The 19126-nt window shown below is 71.7% G+C and carries 17 protein-coding genes; 12 read left to right on the top strand and 5 right to left on the bottom strand.

Features of this window, described 5'->3' with window-relative positions:
* The first annotated feature begins 5 nt into the window (after nucleotides 1–5).
* The 6 genes from AC1DXJ_RS17160 to AC1DXJ_RS17135 all read left to right on the top strand — a co-directional run bounded on the left by AC1DXJ_RS17160 (nucleotide 6) and on the right by AC1DXJ_RS17135 (nucleotide 7329).
* A complete protein-coding gene (locus AC1DXJ_RS17160; protein WP_477624652.1) occupies nucleotides 6–1097 on the top strand; it encodes an energy-coupling factor transporter transmembrane component T in 1092 nt (363 codons plus the stop codon).
* Entirely contained in the window at nucleotides 1094–2782 is a 1689-nt protein-coding gene (locus AC1DXJ_RS17155) for an ABC transporter ATP-binding protein (RefSeq protein ID WP_477624651.1), read from the top strand. The genes AC1DXJ_RS17160 and AC1DXJ_RS17155 overlap by 4 nt, the downstream gene beginning before the upstream one ends.
* Nucleotides 2782–3624 carry an ECF transporter S component gene (locus tag AC1DXJ_RS17150; RefSeq protein WP_477612465.1) on the top strand — a complete coding sequence of 281 codons (843 nt, stop codon included), beginning with the start codon at nucleotides 2782–2784 and terminating at the stop codon, nucleotides 3622–3624. Before AC1DXJ_RS17155 ends, AC1DXJ_RS17150 begins: the two co-directional genes overlap by 1 nt.
* Nucleotides 3621–4976 (top strand): FAD-binding oxidoreductase, encoded by a 1356-nt coding sequence (locus AC1DXJ_RS17145; protein ID WP_477612464.1) that lies wholly within the window; start codon nucleotides 3621–3623, stop codon nucleotides 4974–4976. The genes AC1DXJ_RS17150 and AC1DXJ_RS17145 overlap by 4 nt, the downstream gene beginning before the upstream one ends.
* Nucleotides 4977–5065: 89 nt before the next feature.
* The gene (locus AC1DXJ_RS17140) at nucleotides 5066–5602 is read left to right on the top strand and encodes an NUDIX hydrolase family protein (RefSeq protein ID WP_477637537.1); all 537 of its coding nucleotides are present in this window, start codon (nucleotides 5066–5068) and stop codon (nucleotides 5600–5602) included.
* Nucleotides 5603–5787: 185 nt separating this feature from the next.
* Nucleotides 5788–7329, top strand: a complete 1542-nt coding sequence (locus AC1DXJ_RS17135) for a hypothetical protein (protein ID WP_477612462.1) — start codon at nucleotides 5788–5790, stop codon at nucleotides 7327–7329.
* A gap of 38 nt (nucleotides 7330–7367) precedes the next feature.
* Here the strand turns inward: AC1DXJ_RS17135 and AC1DXJ_RS17130 are convergent, their stop codons facing one another.
* Nucleotides 7368–8111 (bottom strand): lysophospholipid acyltransferase family protein, encoded by a 744-nt coding sequence (locus AC1DXJ_RS17130; RefSeq protein ID WP_477624649.1) that lies wholly within the window; start codon nucleotides 8109–8111, stop codon nucleotides 7368–7370.
* A gap of 142 nt (nucleotides 8112–8253) precedes the next feature.
* Here AC1DXJ_RS17130 and valS point away from each other — a divergent pair, with 142 nt between their 5' ends.
* Nucleotides 8254–10875, top strand: a complete 2622-nt coding sequence (gene valS / locus AC1DXJ_RS17125) for a valine--tRNA ligase (protein WP_477637536.1) — start codon at nucleotides 8254–8256, stop codon at nucleotides 10873–10875.
* On the opposite strand, the gene AC1DXJ_RS17120 is transcribed toward valS, so the two are convergent.
* The 3 genes from AC1DXJ_RS17120 to AC1DXJ_RS17110 form a co-directional block, all read right to left on the bottom strand.
* Nucleotides 10806–11507, bottom strand: a complete 702-nt coding sequence (locus tag AC1DXJ_RS17120; protein ID WP_477612459.1) for a hypothetical protein — start codon at nucleotides 11505–11507, stop codon at nucleotides 10806–10808. The genes valS and AC1DXJ_RS17120 overlap by 70 nt on opposite strands.
* A gap of 131 nt (nucleotides 11508–11638) precedes the next feature.
* Nucleotides 11639–12262, bottom strand: a complete 624-nt coding sequence (locus AC1DXJ_RS17115) for a TIGR03086 family metal-binding protein (RefSeq protein WP_477637535.1) — start codon at nucleotides 12260–12262, stop codon at nucleotides 11639–11641.
* The gene (locus AC1DXJ_RS17110) at nucleotides 12259–13266 is read right to left on the bottom strand and encodes a sigma-70 family RNA polymerase sigma factor (RefSeq protein WP_477612457.1); all 1008 of its coding nucleotides are present in this window, start codon (nucleotides 13264–13266) and stop codon (nucleotides 12259–12261) included. The genes AC1DXJ_RS17115 and AC1DXJ_RS17110 overlap by 4 nt, the downstream gene beginning before the upstream one ends.
* A 212-nt stretch (nucleotides 13267–13478) precedes the next feature.
* Here AC1DXJ_RS17110 and AC1DXJ_RS17105 point away from each other — a divergent pair, with 212 nt between their 5' ends.
* From AC1DXJ_RS17105 to AC1DXJ_RS17085, 5 genes are read left to right on the top strand one after another with little or no spacing between them, the layout of a single operon-like run.
* Nucleotides 13479–14207 (top strand): DUF4129 domain-containing protein, encoded by a 729-nt coding sequence (locus tag AC1DXJ_RS17105; RefSeq protein ID WP_477637534.1) that lies wholly within the window; start codon nucleotides 13479–13481, stop codon nucleotides 14205–14207.
* A gap of 17 nt (nucleotides 14208–14224) precedes the next feature.
* Nucleotides 14225–14722: a hypothetical protein gene (locus AC1DXJ_RS17100; protein ID WP_477612455.1), complete on the top strand. Its 498-nt coding sequence runs from the start codon at nucleotides 14225–14227 to the stop codon at nucleotides 14720–14722.
* A 6-nt stretch (nucleotides 14723–14728) separates the two neighbouring features.
* Complete coding sequence (locus tag AC1DXJ_RS17095) at nucleotides 14729–15712, top strand: AAA family ATPase (protein WP_477613403.1); 984 nt, start codon at nucleotides 14729–14731, stop codon at nucleotides 15710–15712.
* Nucleotides 15709–17088: a DUF58 domain-containing protein gene (locus AC1DXJ_RS17090; RefSeq protein ID WP_477637533.1), complete on the top strand. Its 1380-nt coding sequence runs from the start codon at nucleotides 15709–15711 to the stop codon at nucleotides 17086–17088. Before AC1DXJ_RS17095 ends, AC1DXJ_RS17090 begins: the two co-directional genes overlap by 4 nt.
* Nucleotides 17088–17609 (top strand): hypothetical protein, encoded by a 522-nt coding sequence (locus AC1DXJ_RS17085; RefSeq protein ID WP_477637532.1) that lies wholly within the window; start codon nucleotides 17088–17090, stop codon nucleotides 17607–17609. The genes AC1DXJ_RS17090 and AC1DXJ_RS17085 overlap by 1 nt, the downstream gene beginning before the upstream one ends.
* A 109-nt stretch (nucleotides 17610–17718) precedes the next feature.
* On the opposite strand, the gene clpX is transcribed toward AC1DXJ_RS17085, so the two are convergent.
* Complete coding sequence (clpX, locus tag AC1DXJ_RS17080; RefSeq protein WP_477637531.1) at nucleotides 17719–18993, bottom strand: ATP-dependent Clp protease ATP-binding subunit ClpX; 1275 nt, start codon at nucleotides 18991–18993, stop codon at nucleotides 17719–17721.
* Between the last annotated feature and the right edge of the window lie 133 nt (nucleotides 18994–19126).

The following is a 19126-nucleotide window of genomic DNA, read 5'->3' as shown; positions in this document are numbered from 1 at the left end:
CGCTCGTGCGCGCCGCCGGCACACCGCTGTCCCGTCACCTGCACCCCGTCGCCTGGTGGGTGTGGGCGATCGGGCTGGCGGTGGCCTGCTCGCGCACGAACAACCCGCTCCTGCTGCTGCTGGCCGTGAGCGTGGCCAGCCTGGTCGTCGCGGCCAGGCGCGGCAGCTCGCCGTGGTCGCGTGCGTTCCGGCTCTACCTCGTGCTCGGCGGGTTCATCATCGTGCTCAGGGTGGTGCTGCACGTGCTGGTGGGCTTCAAGTTCGGCACCACGCGGCTCTACTGGCTGCCGAGCGTCGAGCTCCCCGGCATCACGGTGCTGGGCCCGCTCTACCTCGAGGGCGTCCTCGCTGCCGCCGCCGAGGGGCTGCGCCTCGCGAGCCTGATCGCGTGCATCGGGGCCGCCAACGCGCTGGCCAACCCCAAACGGCTGCTTCGCGCCCTGCCCAGCGCCCTGCACGAGATCGGCACCGCCGTCGTCATCTCCGTGACCGTGGCCCCGCAGCTCGCCGAGAGTGTCCAACGCGTGCGTCGCGCCAGGGTGCTGCGCGGCGAGGGCGGTGGCGGGATCAGGTCGGTCGGCCGGGTCGCCCTGCCCGTGCTGCAGGACACCCTCGACCGGTCGTTGTCCCTCGCCTCGGCGATGGACTCGCGCGGCTACGGCCGACGCTCCGAGCAGTCGGCCGCCACCCGCCGCCTCACCGGGGCGCTGACCCTCTCCGGGCTGATGGGCGCCGGGGTCGGCATGTACGGGTTGCTCGACGGCACCGCACCGGCAGTGATCGGGATGCCGATGCTTGCCCTGGGGCTGGCCCTGTCCGCCATCGGCGTGCGCGTCGGTGGCGCAAGCGTGCAGCGCAGCGTCTACCGGCCCGACCCGTGGGCCCTCCCGGAGTGGCTGGTCGCCGGGGCCGGGGTGGCGGCCGCTGCACTCATGGTGGTCCAGGCCGGGCGAGCACCCGACGCCCTCGCCCTGCCGATCCAGCCGTTGGCGGCACCGGCGCTGCCACTCCTCGCCGTGCTGGGGATCCTGCTGGCCGCCGTGCCCGCCCTCGTGGCTCCGGCCCCTCCGGCAGCCCGAAGGAGTGGTGGTCGATGAGCACCGACCCCAGGGCGCCGGTCGTGTTCGACGCCGTGACCATCCGGTATGCCGGCAGCCCCCGCCCCGCCCTCCGCGAGGCGTCGTTCGTGCTCGAGGAGGGGGAGCTCGTCGTCGTCACCGGCCGCACGGGCTCGGGGAAGACCACCCTCCTCGGCGCCGTCAACGGAACCGTCCCGCACTTCACCGGTGGCCACCTCTCCGGACGGGTCACCGTCTGCGGTCGGGACACCCGCACGCACCGTCCGAGGGACCTCGCCGGCATCGTGGGGGTGGTGCGGCAGGACCCGCTGGCCGGCTTCGTGACCGACACGGTGGAGGAGGAGCTGGCCTACACGCTCGAACAGCTCGCCCTCGATCCCCCGGCGATGCGACGCCGCGTCGAGGAGGTGCTCGACCTGCTCGGGATCGCGGACCTGCGGGATGCGCCCTTGCGCGACCTGTCCGGTGGCCAGCAGCAGCGCGTCGCCATCGGCTCGGTCCTCACCGCGAGCCCCCGGTTGCTGGTCCTCGACGAGCCCACGTCGGCGCTCGACCCGACGGGAGCCGAGGAGGTCCTCGCGACGCTGTCGCGCCTGGTCCACGACCTGGGCCTGACAGTGGTGCTGTCCGAACACCGGCTCGAGCGCATCGTCGGCACCGCGGACCGCGTGATCCTGGTGGCGGACGACGGCACGGTCAGCGACGGCCTCCCGCGGGACGTCATGGCCACCGCTCCGCTCGCCCCACCGGTCGTCCACCTCGGTCGATGGGCCGGCTGGCAACCGCTGCCCTTGACGGTCCGTGACGCCAGGCGGGCCGCGACCACCCTTCGACGGGACCTGACCCGCGCCGCAGACGCTGCCGCCGACGGGTCCCCCACCGCTCCCGCGCCTGTCACCTCAACCACGGGTGGCCACGATCGGGTTGCAGCCGTGGGCGTGGACGTCAGGCACGGGAGCGTGGCCGCCGTGCGCTCGGTCGACCTCTCCCTGCACGATGGAGAGGTCGCTGTCCTCATGGGTCGCAACGGCTCCGGCAAGTCCTCGCTCCTGTGGGCCCTGCACGGCACGGGCAGCCGCAGCGCGGGCGAGGTCACCGTCCTCACCGCCACGGGTGGCCGGGTCGACCCCGCCACCGAGTCCCCCAAGGTCCGGCGCAGCCACATCGGGCTGGTGCCCCAGAGTGCGCCAGACCTGCTCTACCTCGACTCGGTGGGAGCCGAGTGCCGCCAGGCCGACCACGAGGCGGCAGCGGAGCCCGGCTCGACGCGGGCCACCCTCGACAGGCTCGCACCCGGCATACCCGACGACCACCATCCACGCGACCTCTCCGAGGGGCAGCAGCTCGCCCTCGTTCTCGCGATCCAGCTCGCTGCCGCACCGGGCGCGTTGCTGCTCGACGAGCCCACACGCGGTCTGGACTACCCCGCCAAGGCGGTCCTCGGCGACCTGTTGCGCGACCTCGCGGCCAGCGGCCGCGCCCTCGTGGTGGCGACCCACGACGTGGAGTTCGCCGCGAACGTCGCCGACCGCGTGGTCGTGATGTCGGAAGGCAGGGTCGTCGCTGACGGCCCGGCGGCGAACATCCTGTGTGACTCCCCCGCGTTCGCGCCTCAGGTCGCCAAGGTCCTCGCGCCGACCCGGCTCCTCCGGCTCGACCAGGTGCAGGCCGCGGTCACGGCGACGGCGGGAGGGGTGCGCTGATGGCCTCACCGATCAGGGTGATCGCGCTTCGTCCTCGCTCCACCGTGGCGCTCGTCCTCGTGTCGGTCGCCGGGCTGCTCGCGTTCGGCTGGCCGTTGTTCGCCACCGCGGACTCCCGCCTCGGCCACAGCGCCGACGCGCCGCTCCTGTTCGCCCTGCTCCTGCCGCTGCTGATGGCGGTGGTGCTGTTCGAGATCAGCGAGGGAGGGCTCGACGTCAAGGCGGTGGCGATGCTCGGCGTTCTGTCGGCCGTGGGTGCCGCGCTGCGCCCGCTCGGCGCCGGCACCGCCGGTCTGGAGACGGTCTTCTTCCTGCTCGTCCTCGGGGGCCGGGTGTTCGGTCCAGGCTTCGGGTTCGTCCTGGGGTCCACGACGCTCTTCGCGTCCGCGCTCATCACCGGCGGTGTCGGGCCCTGGCTGCCCTATCAGATGCTGGGCGCCGCCTGGGTCGGCCTCGGCGCAGGCCTGCTGCCCCGCGTGCCGGCGCGCTGGGAGCTCGTCACGCTGGCCGCCTATGGCGCGGTGTCCGGGCTCCTCTACGGCGTGGCCCTCAACTTCTCCTTCTGGCCGTTCGCCAGCGGGCTCGCCAGCGACGTCTCGTTCGTGGCGGGTGCCGCCCCCTGGGAGAACCTGCGCCGGTTCGGGGTCTTCTCACTGGCCACCTCGCTCTGGTGGGACATCGGGCGAGCCCTGACCAACGTCGTCCTCATCGCGGTCACCGGCCGAGCGGTCCTCGGGACCCTGCGGCGGGCCTCCCGCCGAGCCGCCTTCGACGCAGAGGCGGGTTTCGTGGACCGGCGCAGCGGCGAGGAGCCGGCCCCGCGGCATACGCTCCGAGGATGAGCACGGACACCTCGCTGCCCATCCGCGCCGTCACCGACCCCGACGTCAAGGCCACCTACGCCGTGGACGAGTCGGTGGGTGCCACGGCTCCCCACCAGTTCGAGGTCGTGCGGGCCCGAGACCTGGGCGACGTGGTCGAAGTAATGCGGTGGGCCCACGAGACGCGCACGCCGGTCGTGCCCCAAGGTGCCCGCAGCAGCCTCACGGGCAGCTCGGTGGCGATCGAGGGCGGCGTGGTCCTCAACCTGGAGGGGCTCGACCGGATCACCACCATCGACCCGCTCGAGGGCCTGGCGGTGCTAGGCCCCGGGGTCGTGACGAAGGACCTCAAGGACGCCGCCGCGGCGCAGGGCCTGTTCTACCCACCCGATCCCGCGAGCTCGGCGTTCTGCACGATCGGCGGCAACGTCGCGACCAACGCGGGCGGGCTGTGCTGCGTCAAGTACGGCGTCACCGCCGACTACGTGCGCGCCCTGCAGGTTGTGCTGCCCGGGGGCGAGGTGATCCGCACCGGCCACCGCACCGCCAAGGGTGTGGCCGGACTCGACCTGACCGGGCTGTTCGTCGGGTCCGAGGGCACCCTCGGCGTCATCACGGAGGTGACCACCCGGCTCGTGCCTGCGCCCGACCCCGCGCTCACGGTGCTCGCGACGTTCGACTCGCTCGACGCGGCAGGGCGCGCCATCGTCGGCCTGCGGCTCGAACGTCACGTGCCCTCGCTCGTCGAGCTGCTCGACCGAGCCGCCATCGCCGCCGTGCAGTCGCTGGCCGACTACGGCTTCCCGCAGGACTGCGAGGCCGCCCTGCTCGTGCAGTCCGACCGCCCCGACCACACGGCCGAGGACGTGCAACGGTATGCCGCGGTGCTCGCCGACGCGGGTGCCGTGGACGTCGCCGTGGCCGACGACCCCACGGAGGCCGATCTGCTGCTCGCCGGGCGGCGGGCGCTCAGCCCGGCGCTGGAGGCCAAGGGCGCCCGCTACCTGGAGGACGTCTGCGTGCCGGTCGGACGGCTCACCGACCTCATCCGGACCGGGCAGGCCATCGCCGCGCAGCGCGGACTGGAGATCGTCATGGCAGGGCATGCGGGCGACGGAAACCTGCACCCCAGCATCTTCTTCGACCCCGCCGACCCGGCCAGTCGCGAGAGCGCGCACCTGGCCTTCACCGAGATCATCACGGCCGCCCTGCAGATGGGCGGCACCATCACCGGCGAGCACGGTGTGGGCACGCTCAAGGCCCCGTGGCTGGCGCAGGAGCTCGGCGAGCGGGAGCTGGAGCGCCAGCGCGCCGTGAAGGCCCTCTTCGACCCGCGCGGGATCCTCAACCCCGGCCGGGTCTACTGGTCCTGACCCTTCTCCCGCCGTTCCCACCCTTGTCGGGTCCAGGTGTAGTGACCCGATAAAGGTGATGCGGTGGGGTGACTGGTAGAAACAGGGACATGAGCCACCTCGAACTCGGCCGCAGTGAGTCCTGGTTGACCCGCGAGGAGCTCGATGCGGCGCGAGAGCGGTTGCCGATCCTCTATGTCGATGCCGTCCCTGTACGTGTGGACGAGCGGGGGGCGCTCACCGCAGTCGGCCTGCTCCTGCGAGCCTCCGACGGAGCGATCAACCGCGAGCTCGTCTCGGGTCGCGTCCTCTACCACGAACGCGTGCGCGACGCCCTGATCCGGCACATCGAGAAGGACCTCGGGCCGATGGCGTTGCCGCAGATCCCGGCGAGCCCCCTGCCGTTCACGGTCGCCGAGTACTTCCCCACACCGGGCGTCACCCCGTTCCACGACCCGAGGCAGCACGCGGTGTCACTCGCATTCGTCGTCCCGGTCGCGGGCGACTGCCAGCCGCAGCAGGACGCCCTCGACCCGGCCTGGCTCACCCCCGACGAGGCGGTGGCCCCTTCGCTGCTCGAGGAGATGGACGGTGGCCACGGCGCGCTGCTGCGTCAGGCGATGGCCCACCTCGGTCACGCCGTCTGAGCTCGTCGACATCGGACACGCCGTCTCAGCCCGCCGACATCGGACACGCTGCCAGGCGTCATCCGACTCGGTCAGCCCTGTGACCTGCGGCTAAGCACGTCGAGCACCGGATCCACAACTGAAATCGCCAACTCCGGGCCGAACGGCTGAGGCAGACTGACCGTCAACCGGAGGAGAATGGGCGCGTGCCGTGGGAAATCGCCACATACCTCCTCGGCGCCCAGGGGGGCGTCGAGGACGATTTCGCACGACTGTACGCGGCCACCAACCCGGTGCTGATGCGGTACCTGCGCGTCACGACCGACGCTGACCCCGCCGCCCTGTCAGACCTGGCCCTCGGCGCGTGGACCGCGGCACTCCCTCAGCTGATGGCCTGCCCTCCCGATGAGGACGCTTGGCTCGAGCTCATCATCGGCTCGGCTCGGGCCGCCGCGGCAGGCAGCCTGAGGACTGACACCGGGAGCACCGCACCCGAGACCGCCTCGACGACCGGCGACGACGTGGACCACGCCATCGAGACCCTGCGGGCGTGCCCACCCGAGCAGGCGGAGGTGCTCGCGATGGGGCTCGTCGCCAACCTGGATCGCGATGCCACGTCCCGCCTGACCGACCACGAGCCCACTGACGTGCTGGCCCTCGTCCAGAGCAGCGAGCAGCGCCTGACGATGTCGCTCGGGGAGCTGACCGAGGCCCTCCGCGCTCCCGGTCGCGATGGCGAGGTCGCCGACGTGCGGCTCGTCACCCCGCTCATCACAGCAGCCCTCGCTGGTCCGGCACCGACGGCGAAAGGCCCCGCCCACGCTGCGCCCCCCACGACCATCGTGACCGCGGGCGCGGTGGGCGCGGCCATCGGGGCCGAAGCCGGACCGGCCGTGGGCGCTGTCGAGCAGCTCCCCCTGGCCGAGCTACTCGGCCTGGAGGCAGCCGCCACCGGGTCCCCGCCGGCGATCTCCCTGGCTGCCGTCGGGTCTGTGACGGGGGCCCTGAGCCGGCCGGCCCGGGTCGGCGTCGGAGTGGGTGTGTGGGGGCTCGCCGTCGGTGGCGTGGGCATGGCGGCTGCGATGAGCGGTCTCATCACCGTGGCCATCGATGGCCTCTTCGGCGATCACGGAGGGGGTCCGCTCGTCACGGCAGAGGGTCCGGCCCGCCCGGGGTCTCCGTCCTCCGATGGTGACGCCACGACCGAGAACCCACCGGTCGTGCCAGGTCGGCCCGGCACCGACGAGCCACCGGCAACGGGCGGTGGCAGGACACCTCAGACAGTGACCCTGCCGGGACGGTCGAAGGGAACCGAGATCGTGCTGGCGTCCTTCGTCCCCCAGGGCTCGACGCCGTCGACGCCCACCGAGGTCCCGACCACGCCCACCACGCCGAGCACACCGACCACTCCCCCGACCACCCCGCCCAGCACACCGCCGAGCACGCCGCCGGTCGTCCCGCCGCCGAGCGGGCCCGGGGTGTCGGGTGGCAACGGCCACGGCAACGGCCACGCCTCGGCGCGGGAGACCCGCAGGGCCATCCGCCAGGCCAGGGTGAGCGCCAGGGCCAACGACAAGGCCGTCAAAGCCGCCGCCAAAGTCGCCGCAAGGGCCGATTCCAACGCCAACGACAAGGGTCGCGGCAAGGGCAAGGCCCTGGGCCACGGCAAGGCCACGTCGAAGGGGAAGGCGCTGGGCCACGACAAGCCCAAGGCCAACGGCAAGGCAGCCGGACACAACAAGTCCTGAGCACGGGCGCCGACCGTCATCCGGCGCCGCAACGACGGTCAGGTCGTGCGACGGCGGCGGCGGTCGGCAACGTCCATGGCGTCCGCTTCCTCGGGGGTCGGCGCGGTGCCGCCCAGGCGTGCCGGCAGCAGGTGTCGCTCGGAGTCCGGCCACGCCGGATAGACCGCCTGGTCCGCGCGCAGCTGGGCGTCCATGGCTGCCCTCACCCGTGCAGTGGCGGCCACGGCGTTCTCGTCGGCGCCGACCTCGATGGGAGGGCCGACCGTGATGAGCAGCGGGATGCCGTGCCGGCCCATCCGACGGGGCTGCCCCTTGGTCCAGACTCGCTGCGAACCCCAGATCGTGGTCGGCAGCACGGGGACCCCGGCCTCCTGCGCGAGGCGCACGGTGCCGGACTTGAACGCCTTGAGCTCGAAGGACCGAGAGATGGTTGCCTCGGGGAACACCCCGATGATCTCGCCGGCGCGCAGCGCGTCGCGCGCGGCGTCGAACGACCCCAGACCGGCCTCGCGGTCGACCGGGATGTGCTTCATCCCCCGCATCAACGGCCCGGCCACCGGGTTGGACCAGATCGACTTCTTGGCCATGAAGCGCACGTAGCGCCCGACGTCGACACCCGCCAGCCCGGCATACGTGAAGTCGAAGTACCCGGTGTGGTTGATCGCCATCACCGCTCCCCCGTGCCTCGGCAGGTGCTCAGTGCCCTTCAGGGTGATCTTGAGGCCCTGGGCGGCGAACAACGCGCGGGCCAACCCGATGACGGGGGTGTAGACGGGCTCCATGGGGCCACCCTAGGGGTGCAGCAGATCCGCAGGGCGCGCGGAGCGGGCCGGGCAGGCGGACGTGGGCCCTGACGCGGGCCCGGACGCGGCATACCCGCAACCAGTTCGTCACCCAGCGCGGGGGGATGGGAAGATTCACGCCATGACCGATGCACCCACCACGTCCGGCGCCGCCACGATCCCCGACAAGCCCTCGATCGACGGGCTCGAGGACAAGTGGGCGCAGGTATGGCGGGACCAGGGCACCTACGCGTTCGACCGGGTTGCAGCACTCGGGAAGGGTCGCGAGGCGGTCTTCTCGATCGACACCCCGCCCCCGACCGCGAGCGGCAGCCTGCACATGGGGCACGTGTTCTCCTACACCCACACCGACTGCATGGCGCGCTACAAGCGGATGCAGGGCCTCGAGGTGTTCTACCCGATCGGCTGGGACGACAACGGGCTGCCCACCGAGAAGCGAGTGCAGAACTACTACGGCGTGCGCGGCGACGCCTCGCTGCCCTACGCCCCGGACTTCGAGCCGCCGCACCGCGGTGACGCCAAGAGCCTCAAGGCAGCCGACACCCTGCCGATCTCGCGGCAGAACTTCATCGAGCTCTGCGACGAGCTGACGGTCGAGGACGAGAAGGCCTTCGAGTCGCTGTTCCGGAGGATGGGCTTCAGCCTCGACTGGGACATCAGCTACCGCACCATCGACGACCACTCGCGAGCCACTGCGCAGCAGGCGTTCCTGCGCAACCTCGCGCGCGGCGAGGCATACCAGTCCGAGGCGCCAGGGCTGTGGGACGTCACCTTCCAGACCGCAGTCGCCCAGGCCGAGCTGGAGGCGCGTGACTATCCCGGCGCCTACCACCGCGTCGCCTTCCACGGCGAGGACGGTCCGATCTACATCGAGACGACCCGGCCCGAGCTGATCCCGTCCGCCGTGGCCCTGATCGCCCACCCCGACGACGAGCGGTATGCCGGCCTGTTCGGCTCGACGGTCCGCTCACCGCTGTTCGGGGTCGAGATCCCCGTGGTCGCCCACCCGGGCGCCGAGCCCGACAAGGGCGCCGGCATCGCGATGTGCTGCACGTTCGGCGACCTCACCGACGTGCTGTGGTGGCGTGAGCTGCAGCTGCCGACGAGGTCCGTCATCACCCGCTCGGGCCGGATCCAGGCCGAGGTGCCGGAGTGGCTGGTCGGCGGTCCGGGCGAGCAGCTGTTCTCCGAGCACGTCGCGACGAAGACCACCTTCAGCGCACGCGAGGCGATCGTGGCTGCCCTGCGCGAGTCCGGTGACCTCGATGGGGAGCCGAAGCCCACCCAGCGCAAGGCCAACTTCTACGAGCGCGGCGAGAAGCCGCTCGAGATCGTCACGTCCCGGCAGTGGTACATCCGCAACGGCGGGCGCGACGCGGAGCTCAACGCCGAGATGATCGAGCGCGGTCGCCAGGTCTCGTTCCACCCGGCGTTCATGCAGGCCCGATACGAGAACTGGGTGAGYGGCCTGAACGGCGACTGGCTGATCTCGCGCCAGCGATTCTTCGGTGTGCCGATCCCGGTCTGGTACCCGCTCGACGACAACGGCGAGCCGGTCTTCGACAAGCAGCTCGTGCCGGCGGAGGACCAGCTGCCGGTGGATCCCGCGGCCCAGGCTCCCGAAGGCTACGACGAGTCACAGCGCGGTCAGGCCGGCGGCTTCGTCGGCGATCCCGACATCATGGACACGTGGGCGACGTCGTCGCTGACTCCGCAGATCGCCGGTCGCTGGCGCGACGACCCCGAGCTGTTCGCGGGCGTGTTCCCGATGGACGTCCGCCCCCAGGGGCACGACATCATCCGGACCTGGCTGTTCTCGACCGTCGTCCGGTCGCACTTCGAGTTCGGCTCGGTCCCGTGGCGCAACGCCGCCCTGTCAGGGTGGATCCTCGACCCCGACCGCAAGAAGATGAGCAAGTCCAAGGGCAACGTCGTCACCCCAGAGGACGTCGTGAAGGAGCACAGCGCCGACGCCGTGCGCTACTGGGCGGCGAGTGGGCGCCTGGGCGCCGACGCGGCCTACGACACCGGGCAGATGAAGGTCGGTCGTCGCCTGGCGATCAAGATCCTCAACGCCACGAAGTTCGCCCTCTCCTTCGGGGAGGTTGACGGGGAGCTTGAGACGGCCGTCACCAACCCGCTCGACCGCGCCATGCTCGCCCAGCTCGGTGACGTCGTCTCGAAGGCGACCGCAGGGTTCGAGGGCTGGGACCACACGCGCTCGCTCGAGGTGAGCGAGACGTTCTTCTGGACCTTCTGCGACGACTACCTCGAGCTGGTCAAGGACCGCGCATACGGCGGCCAGGGCGAGGCCGAGGCCGCGTCAGCCAGGGCCGCCCTGCGCATCGCCCTCGACGTGCTGCTGCGCCTCTTCGCGCCGATGCTGCCCTACGTGACCGAAGAGGTGTGGTCGTGGTGGCACGAGGGCTCGGTCCACCGCGCCCCTTGGCCGACGACCGCGGACACGGCGGCGGGAGCCGGCGGCGACGCGAACGTCCTGACGGCCGTGGGCGAGGCCCTGGCGGGCGTGCGCAAGGCCAAGTCGGAGGCCAAGGTCGGCATGCGTGCCGAGGTGGCCTCGATCGTGCTGGCCGGCTCTGCCGAGTGGGCGGAGCGGGTGCGGCTCGCCGAGGCCGACCTGCGCGCGGCGGGCCGGATCACCGGCACTGTCGACTACGCGGAGGCGGAGATGCCCGAGGTGCGCGACGCCGAACTGATCCCGGTGGAGAAGCCGAAGGCCTGAGCTCGACGAGTTCCGTTGGGCTGCACCGTGATCCACGGAACATCCCAACCCGCGATCCGCAGCTCACGGCTGGCGAAGCGTCCCTCGTCGAGCAGGGTCACCTGACCGGTCGCCGGGTCGTAGACATCCAGGACGCGGTCACCGTCACCCGGCAGGACGAGGGTGACGTGTCGCGGCAGCAGGCCGTTGCCGATGTAGAGCAGAGCGGGCTCGCCGTCGGCCACGACCTCGACCAGCCGGGCATGGGCCTCCCGGAGTCCCCCGCGCGTGAGCTGCCGCACCGGTCGCAGCTCGTAGTCCGTGCCCCGGCGGGAGGCACCGAACTCGAGCTCCTTGCGGGCGCCCCAGGGTGGCGTGCCCAGTGCGCGCGGCCACGGCAGGTTGAGTCGTCGTCCCCCGGCATACAGGCGGTTGGTGCGCCGCATGACGACGCGCTCGTATGCCGCGAAGCGCTCCTGTTCGGTCGCTCCCGCGGGTGCGTCACCGCGCGGGCCCTCACCTGTGGTGATCCAGCGTGCGAAGGCCGGGTTGACGAGCATGCGGGCGACGGTGAGGCAGGCCGACCCACAGGTCACCGGACTCTGCTGGATGGGGCCGATGTCACCGCTGCGCAACCGGAACCCCGAGGACATGGCCCCATCCTCGCGGGTGGGGCCGCAAACTTCTACCGGTCCGGCTCGTGGCAGGGGCGCCAGCACGGGCGACGGCGAGGTGCCGGCGAGGTGCCGGCGGGGTGCCGGCGGGGTGCCGGCCGGGGCGAGGCTCAGACCGGTGTGCACCACCGCGCCGACCGGCCAGCGTGGGCCAGCAGGCGCGTCGCGGGCGTCGCCCAGTCCGACACCTCGACCGGCGAACCGAAGCGGAAAGGGCGGTCGGCGGCCGTGATGTGGTCGCGAGCCACCGGCCACAGGTCCATGGCGAGCTCCGGCGGGATGGCCCTGGGCTGGGCGATCGCCTCGGCGACGTCCCATCCGTGGAGGGCGATCTCGAGGGCGCCGACCGCCCCGAGCAGCTCACGGGGCAGGCTGAGCTCGGCCACGTCGATGTCGGCGTCCGCCGCGCAGCCACGCACCGGCTGCCAGTGGCCGAGCAGTCCCCGAGCCCGGATGCAGATGCTGTCGAGGAGGTCGGCGCCCTCGGTCGGTGGCACGGAGGGCACCAGGCTGAGCGAGGTGGCCTGGGCCGCGGCTGCCATCGCCTCGAGCGAGTCGTCCATGTGGCCGAGCAGGTCTCGCAGCAACCACCCGTGACAGGGCGTCGCGCGGTCGAGGTCGGCTTCGGTCACCAGGACCAGGCTGGCACGGGTGTACGCGATGGCCCGTTCGAGCAGCTCCACTGCGCTGGGCGGCCGGCTGTGACCGGTCGCGGCGGGCACCTGCGGCCTCACGAGGGACCGGTGTAGCCGGCCGATAGCGAGGCGGGCAGCCCGAACGTGTCGAACAGCGCCGCGTCGAAGAACGCCGCGACGTGACTGACCTTGCCTGTGCGGTCGAGCGTGAGCACCTGGAGGTGGAACGGGGCGAACGACCCGTCGCGCTGACGCATGTAGAGACCGAACGCCGGCTGGCCGTTGGCGCTCGTCGCGACCATGGGCATGTCGTGCTCACCACCGGGGCACTGCGTGTCGATGAGCCGGCCGATGTTCTCTGCCCCGAGGTACCAGCCCGTGAACGGCGGCATCTCCCACACTGCGTCGCGGGTGAGCATCCCGACGATGGCGGTGATGTCCTTGTCCCAGAACGCCTTCACGTAGCGGTCCAACATCTCCTGCTGTTGCGGGTCGAGCTCGGGCTGCACGTCGTCCTGCGTGACGCGAGCCTTTGCGAGCTGGGCGTGGGCGCGCTGCAGCGCACTGTTGACCGCGGCCTCACTCGTCTCGAGCGCCTCGGCGACTTCAGAGGCCTTCCAGCGCAGGACGTCGCGCAGGATGAGAACGGCGCGCTGGCGGGCCGGCAGGTGCTGGAGGGCCGCGACGAAGGCCAACCGGATGCTCTCGCGCTGCGCGACGATGGCGGCCGGGTCGGACGTCTCCCCCGCTACCAGGGGGTCCGGGGCTGGCTCCAGCCAGGACACCTCGGTGGACTCCACCAGCTGGTCGCCGGCACTGCTCGACGGCGTCCCCAGCCCAGCGGGGAGCGGCCGGCGGTCCTTGCCCTCGAGGGCGGTGAGGCAGACGTTGGTGGCGATGCGGTAGAGCCACGTCCGCACGGACGAGCGCCCCTCGAACGCGGCATAGGCCCGCCACGCCCGCAGGTAGGTCTCCTGGACGAGGTCCTCCGCGTCGTGGATCGACCCCGTCATGCGGTAGCAGTGGGCCGTCAGCTCTCGCCTGAAGCCGTCGGTGGCCTCGGGGAAGTCCTCCACGTCAGGCCGCTCGCGCACCTCGGTCATCAGGTCCCCTTTCGTCGTCCCGTCCACAGCCCTCCGAGGAGCTGGTCCGCCCAGCCAGCAGTCCTCCGACCAGCTGGTCCAGCCTAGGCACATCGGTGCCACATGAGGACAGACCCGGCAGGAGTGCAGAACTCATCGCTGCGTAACGAACTGTGCACGGATTGGGGCGATCCGCTCGCCACATCGGGCCCAGATCCCTAAGGTCGATGACCGTGACGCGACGTGGACTGGGCCTGGGGGTGGGGACGCTGGCAACGCTGTTGCTCGCCGCCTGGGTGTCCGCGGCCGGACCGGTCGGAGTCTTCGCGCGGCAGGATTTCTCCGGCCCCGACTCCAAGGCTCCGGGCGAGGAGTACGGACCCGGCCCCATCCCCTCGGCCACCAACCAGGGCCTGAAGGCCGCACCGGTCCGGACGAGCGACCCGTTGCTGGTCAGCCTGGTCGGCTTCGCGATGAAGCTGGTGCTCGCGGTGGTCGTGATCGTGGTGCTCGTGGCCATCGGACGGGCGCTGCGCGACCGCTGGGCGACGCGCGCCGATGCCGCCGCTCCGCAGGGCACGGTCGACGTCCTCCCCGAGGTCCTGCTCGAGGGCGCCCGCGAGGGCGTGGAGCTCCTCGCCCGGGGCACCCCCGCCAACGCCGTGATCGCCGCCTGGGTGTCGCTCGAGGACGCCGTCCGCGGCGCCGGCGTGAGGGACGACGACTCGCGCACGTCGGCCGAGCTCGTGAGCACGGTGCTGCGCTCGTACCGGGTCGACCGGGCACCGTTGGACACCCTGGCCGCGCTCTACCGCGAGGCTCGGTTCTCCCGTCACCCGATCACCGAGGAGCAGCGCACGACGGCGCGCGTGGCCCTCGTGCAGGTGCAGGCCGAGCTCCAGCGGACCGTCGCCCAGCTCGCGCAGGCCAGGGCTGGCCGAGCCGGGGCGGCCGCACGGTGATCCGCCGCCTCTCCGGCTTGGCACCTGCCCAGCTGATTCTCGTGGTCCTCGGCGTCTCTGTGGCCGTGGGCGCCCTCGCGGTGTCGGTCCCCGTCCTCGGCAACGCGGGGATGCTCCTTGCCGCGCTGGCCATGCTCGCGGCCCTCGCCGTGCTCGCCCAGTGGCTGTGGCAGTCCCGGCAGTCGACGGACTGGGACAACACGTTCACGGAGTCAGCTCCGCCCCGCGGCGCCGACTCGCGGATCAGCCGCCTGGCTGTCGACATCCGTGAAGCCGGTTCGGGCGACTCGGCCTCCGCCGCCCGGCTCCATGCCGCCCTGAGCGGCCTCGCCGTGGAAAGACTGCGGGACCGCCGCGGCCTCACCTTCGCCCAGGGCACGACGCCTGACGACACCACCGCCGACGCCACCGTCGCGCTGGGACCCCAGCTCACGGCATACCTCGCCGGGAGCCCGACCACTCGCGTCACCGCCGCCCAGCTCGCGGCGTTCATCACCACTCTGGAGGAGCTCTAAGTGACCCTGACCCTCGACCAGGTCGCGTCCCGCGCGACCGCCATCCTCGCCGAGGTCGAACGCGCTGTCGTCGGCAAGCGGCAGAGCCTGGAGATCGTCCTGTCCGGCATCCTGGCCGGTGGTCACGTGCTCATGGAGGACTTCCCCGGGCTGGGCAAGACCCTCGCGGCGAGGTCCTTCGCGCAGGCACTGGGACTGGACTTCGCGCGCGCCCAGTTCACCCCGGACCTGCTCCCCAGCGACCTGACCGGGTCGTTCCTCTATGACCAGCGCACCCACGACTTCTCCTTCCGCAAGGGACCCCTGTTCACCGGGCTGCTCCTCGCCGACGAGATCAACCGCACGCCGCCGAAGACCCAGTCGGCCCTGCTCGAGGCCATGCAGGAGGGGCAGGTCACGGTCGAGGGGGAGACGTTCGCGCTCCCGAAGCCGTTCCACGTGCTCGCCACGGCGAACCCCGTCGAGTACGAAGGCACCTATCCGCTGCCGGAGGCGCAGCTCGACCGGTTCCTGCTGAGGGTGAGCTTCGGCTACCCCAACGCGGCCGACGAGTGGGAGGTGCTGCAGCGACGGATGGCGCGCCAGCAGGAGGCGCAGGAAGTCGGCGCCGTCACCGACGGGCCCGGGCTGATCGAGATGCAGCAGGCGGTCGAGACGGTCACCGTCGACGAGGGCGTCGGTCAGTACTGCGTGCGGCTGGTCGCCGCGACGCGCACACACCAGAACCTCCTCATGGGTGCCTCCCCCCGCGCCTCGCTCGCACTGCTCCTGACCTCCCGGGCGTATGCCGTGCTGCGCGGCCGCGACTACGTCACCCCCGAGGACGTCAAGGCCGTGGCCCACGCCTGCCTCGACCACCGCGTCACCGTGCGCCCCGAGCTGTGGATGAACGACGTGTCCGCCGCCAGCGTCGTCGACAGCGTGCTCACCTCGGTGCCCACGCCCACCGCCACCGCAGCCGGCCCGCGGACCGGTTTCGAGCGTCCGTGACGGCGGTACCCGGACGCCGGCTGGAAGCGCGCTGGCGGGTGACGTCGGCACACATCCGGGCCCTGTTCCTCGGGCTGCTGCTCGTCGGCGTGGGCGTCGTGCTGCGCCGCCCCGACGCCCTCGTGCTCGGGACCCCGATGCTCCTCGTGGGGCTGTGGGCGACCGCGGTCCGACCGGCGGGGTCGCCCGCAGCGCACGCGGCCGTGGCCCATCCGTTGTTGCGCGAGGGCCAGGCCACCAAGTGGGTCGCCACCATCGCGCCCGGCCCCGGCGTCGAGGAGGCAGGCCTGGTCCTGCTGCCGACGCCCCACACGACGTTCAGCCCCGGATTCCGTGCCGCTGCAACGGCGTTCGGCGCCGACACCGCTGCACCGAAGTCCCTCGAGGTCGTCTGCCAGAGCACTCGCTGGGGCCATCGTCCGCTGGGACCGGCGACCGTGGCCGTGAGCGGGGCGTTCGGCGCCTTCCGGTGGGAGCCCGAGGCCGTCTCCCTCCCCGCGATCCCGACGGTGCCACTGCCCGACACGTTCACGGCCCGCGTGCCCGTCCCACGGCCTGATGGCCTCGTCGGGCAGAACCGCTCGCACCACCCGGGTGACGGCGGCGAGCTCGACCAGATCCGCCCGTTCCGCTTCGGCGACCGGCTGCGCCGCGTGCACTGGCCGGTGTCGGTGCGCACCGGGGAACTGCACGTCACCGCGACCCACGCCGACCAGGACAGCGAGATCCTGCTGCTCGTCGACGCCATGAACGACATCGGCCGCAGCGAAGGAGTCGGCGGGTCGAGCAGCAGCCTGGACAACGCCGTTCGCGCAGCCGGGGCCATCGCCGAGCACTACCTGCGGACCGGCGACCGGGTCGGACTGCTCGTGCTCGGCGCCAAGGACCTGCCGCACGTCAAGGCTGCCGCCGGGAGCCACCACCTGCGCCGCCTGCTCGACGTCCTGGCCCGGGTCCGGGTCGCCGACAGCACGGTCAGCGACGAGAAGCGGTTGCGCTCGCAGCTGCGCCACCACGTGTCGGCCGGCACCCTCGCGGTCATCCTCACACCGGCCATCTCCCCCGCGATCCTGGCCCACGCCGTCTCCCTGTCGCGGCGTGGGATCTCGGTGGTCACCGTCGACACTCTGCCGGCCGACCTCGCCCGACCGGACATCCCCGAGGCCTCGCTGGCCCAGCTGTCCCCAGCCGCCGCCGACCAGCCCACCGAGACCCGGCTGGCGTGGCGGCTTCGCCTCCTCGAACGCAGCCACGAGATGAGCCGGGCCCGTCAGACCGGTGTGCCGATCGTCCCCTGGGCCGGCCCCGGGACCCTCGACCTCGTGCTGCGCGACCTCGGCCGCCGCTCCCGGGCGCCGCGGGTGGTGAGTCGCTGATGTCGCGTTCCCAGCTCGTGCTCCGTGGGGTGCTCGTCAGCGCCTCGCTGGCCCTCCTCGTGCTGACCCTGGCCGCCTCGCCGCACCCGATCATCGTGGCCGCGGTGGTCCTCGTCGCGCTCACCGTCTACGCGGCGGTCGAGCCGGACTCCGGGCTCGTGACGGTCCTGCTCGGTGGCCACGCCCTGCACTGGCTCGCCGCCGTACCCGTCCCGGGCAGCACGACTGCCTGGGCGACCCTGCTCGCCGCGGCCTGGGCGGGCCTGGTCCTGCACCTCACCGCAAGCCTCGCCGCCAGCCTGCCGGGGGCCGTGCCCGTCCCGCGGCTCAGCCTGCGGCGGTGGGCCCGTCGCGGCGCCGTGGTCGCGGCCGCGACGGTCCCCTTCTGGGCGGTGGCGATGCTGTCCGGCCAGCAGGCGGTGAAGGGCGAGGTGTCGCTCACGTATGCCGCGATCGCAGCCGTGGCGCTGCTCACCTTCAGCGTCTGGCTGCTGAGCCGCGACGACAGCCCCCACCACTGACCGGTCTCACCCCGACTTGTTGCCACCTGCACGTCACCACACCCCCCGAACGGGCGGTTGGTGACCACCGGCGAGCAACACGTCGTCGGGCGACGCCGCGGCCAGGGTGTCAGGCGGAGCGCTTGCGGGTGCGCTTGGGTTCCTCGTCGCGCCGAACGATCGTCGGCAGCACGTTGTCGAGGACGACCTCGCGGCTCACGACGACGCGGGAGATGCCCTCGTCGCTCGGGACGTCGAACATCACCGGCATGAGCACCTCCTCCATGATCGCGCGCAGGCCGCGGGCACCCGTGCCGCGCTTGAGCGCCTGATCGGCGATGGCCTCGAGGGCGTCGTCGGTGAACTCGAGCTCGACGTTGTCGATCTCGAACATCTTCTTGTACTGCTTGACCAGCGCGTTGCGCGGCTTGGACAGGATCGTCACGAGCGACTCCTGGTCCAGCGGACTGACCGTGGTGATGACCGGGAGGCGGCCGATGAACTCGGGGATGAGCCCGAACTTCATCAGGTCCTCGGGCATCACCTCGTGGATCGAGTCGGCCAGGTCCTTGGGGTTGTGCAGCTCGGAGCCGAAGCCCAGACCCTTCTTGCCGTTGCGCGACTCGATGAGCTTCTCGAGACCGGCGAACGCGCCACCCACGATGAACAGCACGTTGGTCGTGTCGATCTGGATGAACTCCTGGTGGGGGTGCTTGCGACCGCCCTGCGGCGGGACCGACGCAGTCGTGCCCTCGAGGATCTTCAGGAGGGCCTGCTGCACGCCCTCGCCGGAGACGTCGCGGGTGATGGACGGGTTCTCGCTCTTGCGGGCGATCTTGTCGACCTCGTCGATGTAGATGATGCCCGTCTCGGCCTTCTTGACGTCGTAGTCCGCGGCCTGGATGAGCTTGAGGAGGATGTTCTCGACGTCCTCGCCGACATAGCCGGCCTCGGTCAGGGCGGTCGCGTCCGCGATGGCGAACGGGACGTTGAGCATCTTGGCCAGCGTCTGCGCGAGGTAGGTCTTGCCACACCCCGTGGGGCCGATGAGCAGGATGTTGGACTTGGCGATGTCGACCGACTCGGCGTCCTTCTTGCCGCCCGCCTCGCCAGCCTGGATCCGCTTGTAGTGGTTGTAGACCGCGACGGCCAGGGACCGCTTGGCCACGTCCTGGCCGACCACGTAGTTCTCGAGGAACTCGAAGATCTCGCGCGGCTTGGGCAGCTCGTCGAGGCCCAGCTCGGAGGACTCGGCGAGCTCCTCCTCGATGATCTCGTTGCACAGGTCGATGCACTCGTCGCAGATGTAGACGCCCGGACCGGCGATGAGCTTCTTGACCTGCTTCTGGCTCTTGCCGCAGAACGAGCACTTCAGCAGGTCGCCGCCTTCTCCCATGCGTGCCACGCGAAGTCCTCCGGTCTGTCTGACGAGCTGTCTGACGAATGTGCCTGACGGTGCACCCCTCCCCTTCGGACGGGCAACGCTCCGACGCTACAGCGCGAAGTACCGCCTTCGCTCCATTGAAACCGCCGAGTCG

The organism is Pedococcus sp. P2_D9, from assembly GCF_056404275.1.
The sequence above is the reverse complement of the archived record's forward strand: the minus strand, read 5'-3'. Positions and strand labels throughout refer to the sequence as shown.

What these genes read in the sequence shown, in the direction of transcription:
- AC1DXJ_RS17155 (WP_477624651.1), top strand. Translation starts at nt 1,094, where the DNA reads ATGAGCACCGACCCCAGGGCGCCGGTCGTGTTCGACGCCGTGACCATC.
- AC1DXJ_RS17150 (WP_477612465.1), top strand. Translation starts at nt 2,782, where the DNA reads ATGGCCTCACCGATCAGGGTGATCGCGCTTCGTCCTCGCTCCACCGTG.
- AC1DXJ_RS17145 (WP_477612464.1), top strand. Translation starts at nt 3,621, where the DNA reads ATGAGCACGGACACCTCGCTGCCCATCCGCGCCGTCACCGACCCCGAC.
- AC1DXJ_RS17140 (WP_477637537.1), top strand. Translation starts at nt 5,066, where the DNA reads ATGAGCCACCTCGAACTCGGCCGCAGTGAGTCCTGGTTGACCCGCGAG.
- AC1DXJ_RS17130 (WP_477624649.1), bottom strand. Translation starts at nt 8,111, where the DNA reads ATGGAGCCCGTCTACACCCCCGTCATCGGGTTGGCCCGCGCGTTGTTC.
- AC1DXJ_RS17120 (WP_477612459.1), bottom strand. Translation starts at nt 11,507, where the DNA reads ATGTCCTCGGGGTTCCGGTTGCGCAGCGGTGACATCGGCCCCATCCAG.
- AC1DXJ_RS17110 (WP_477612457.1), bottom strand. Translation starts at nt 13,266, where the DNA reads ATGACCGAGGTGCGCGAGCGGCCTGACGTGGAGGACTTCCCCGAGGCC.
- AC1DXJ_RS17085 (WP_477637532.1), top strand. Translation starts at nt 17,088, where the DNA reads ATGTCGCGTTCCCAGCTCGTGCTCCGTGGGGTGCTCGTCAGCGCCTCG.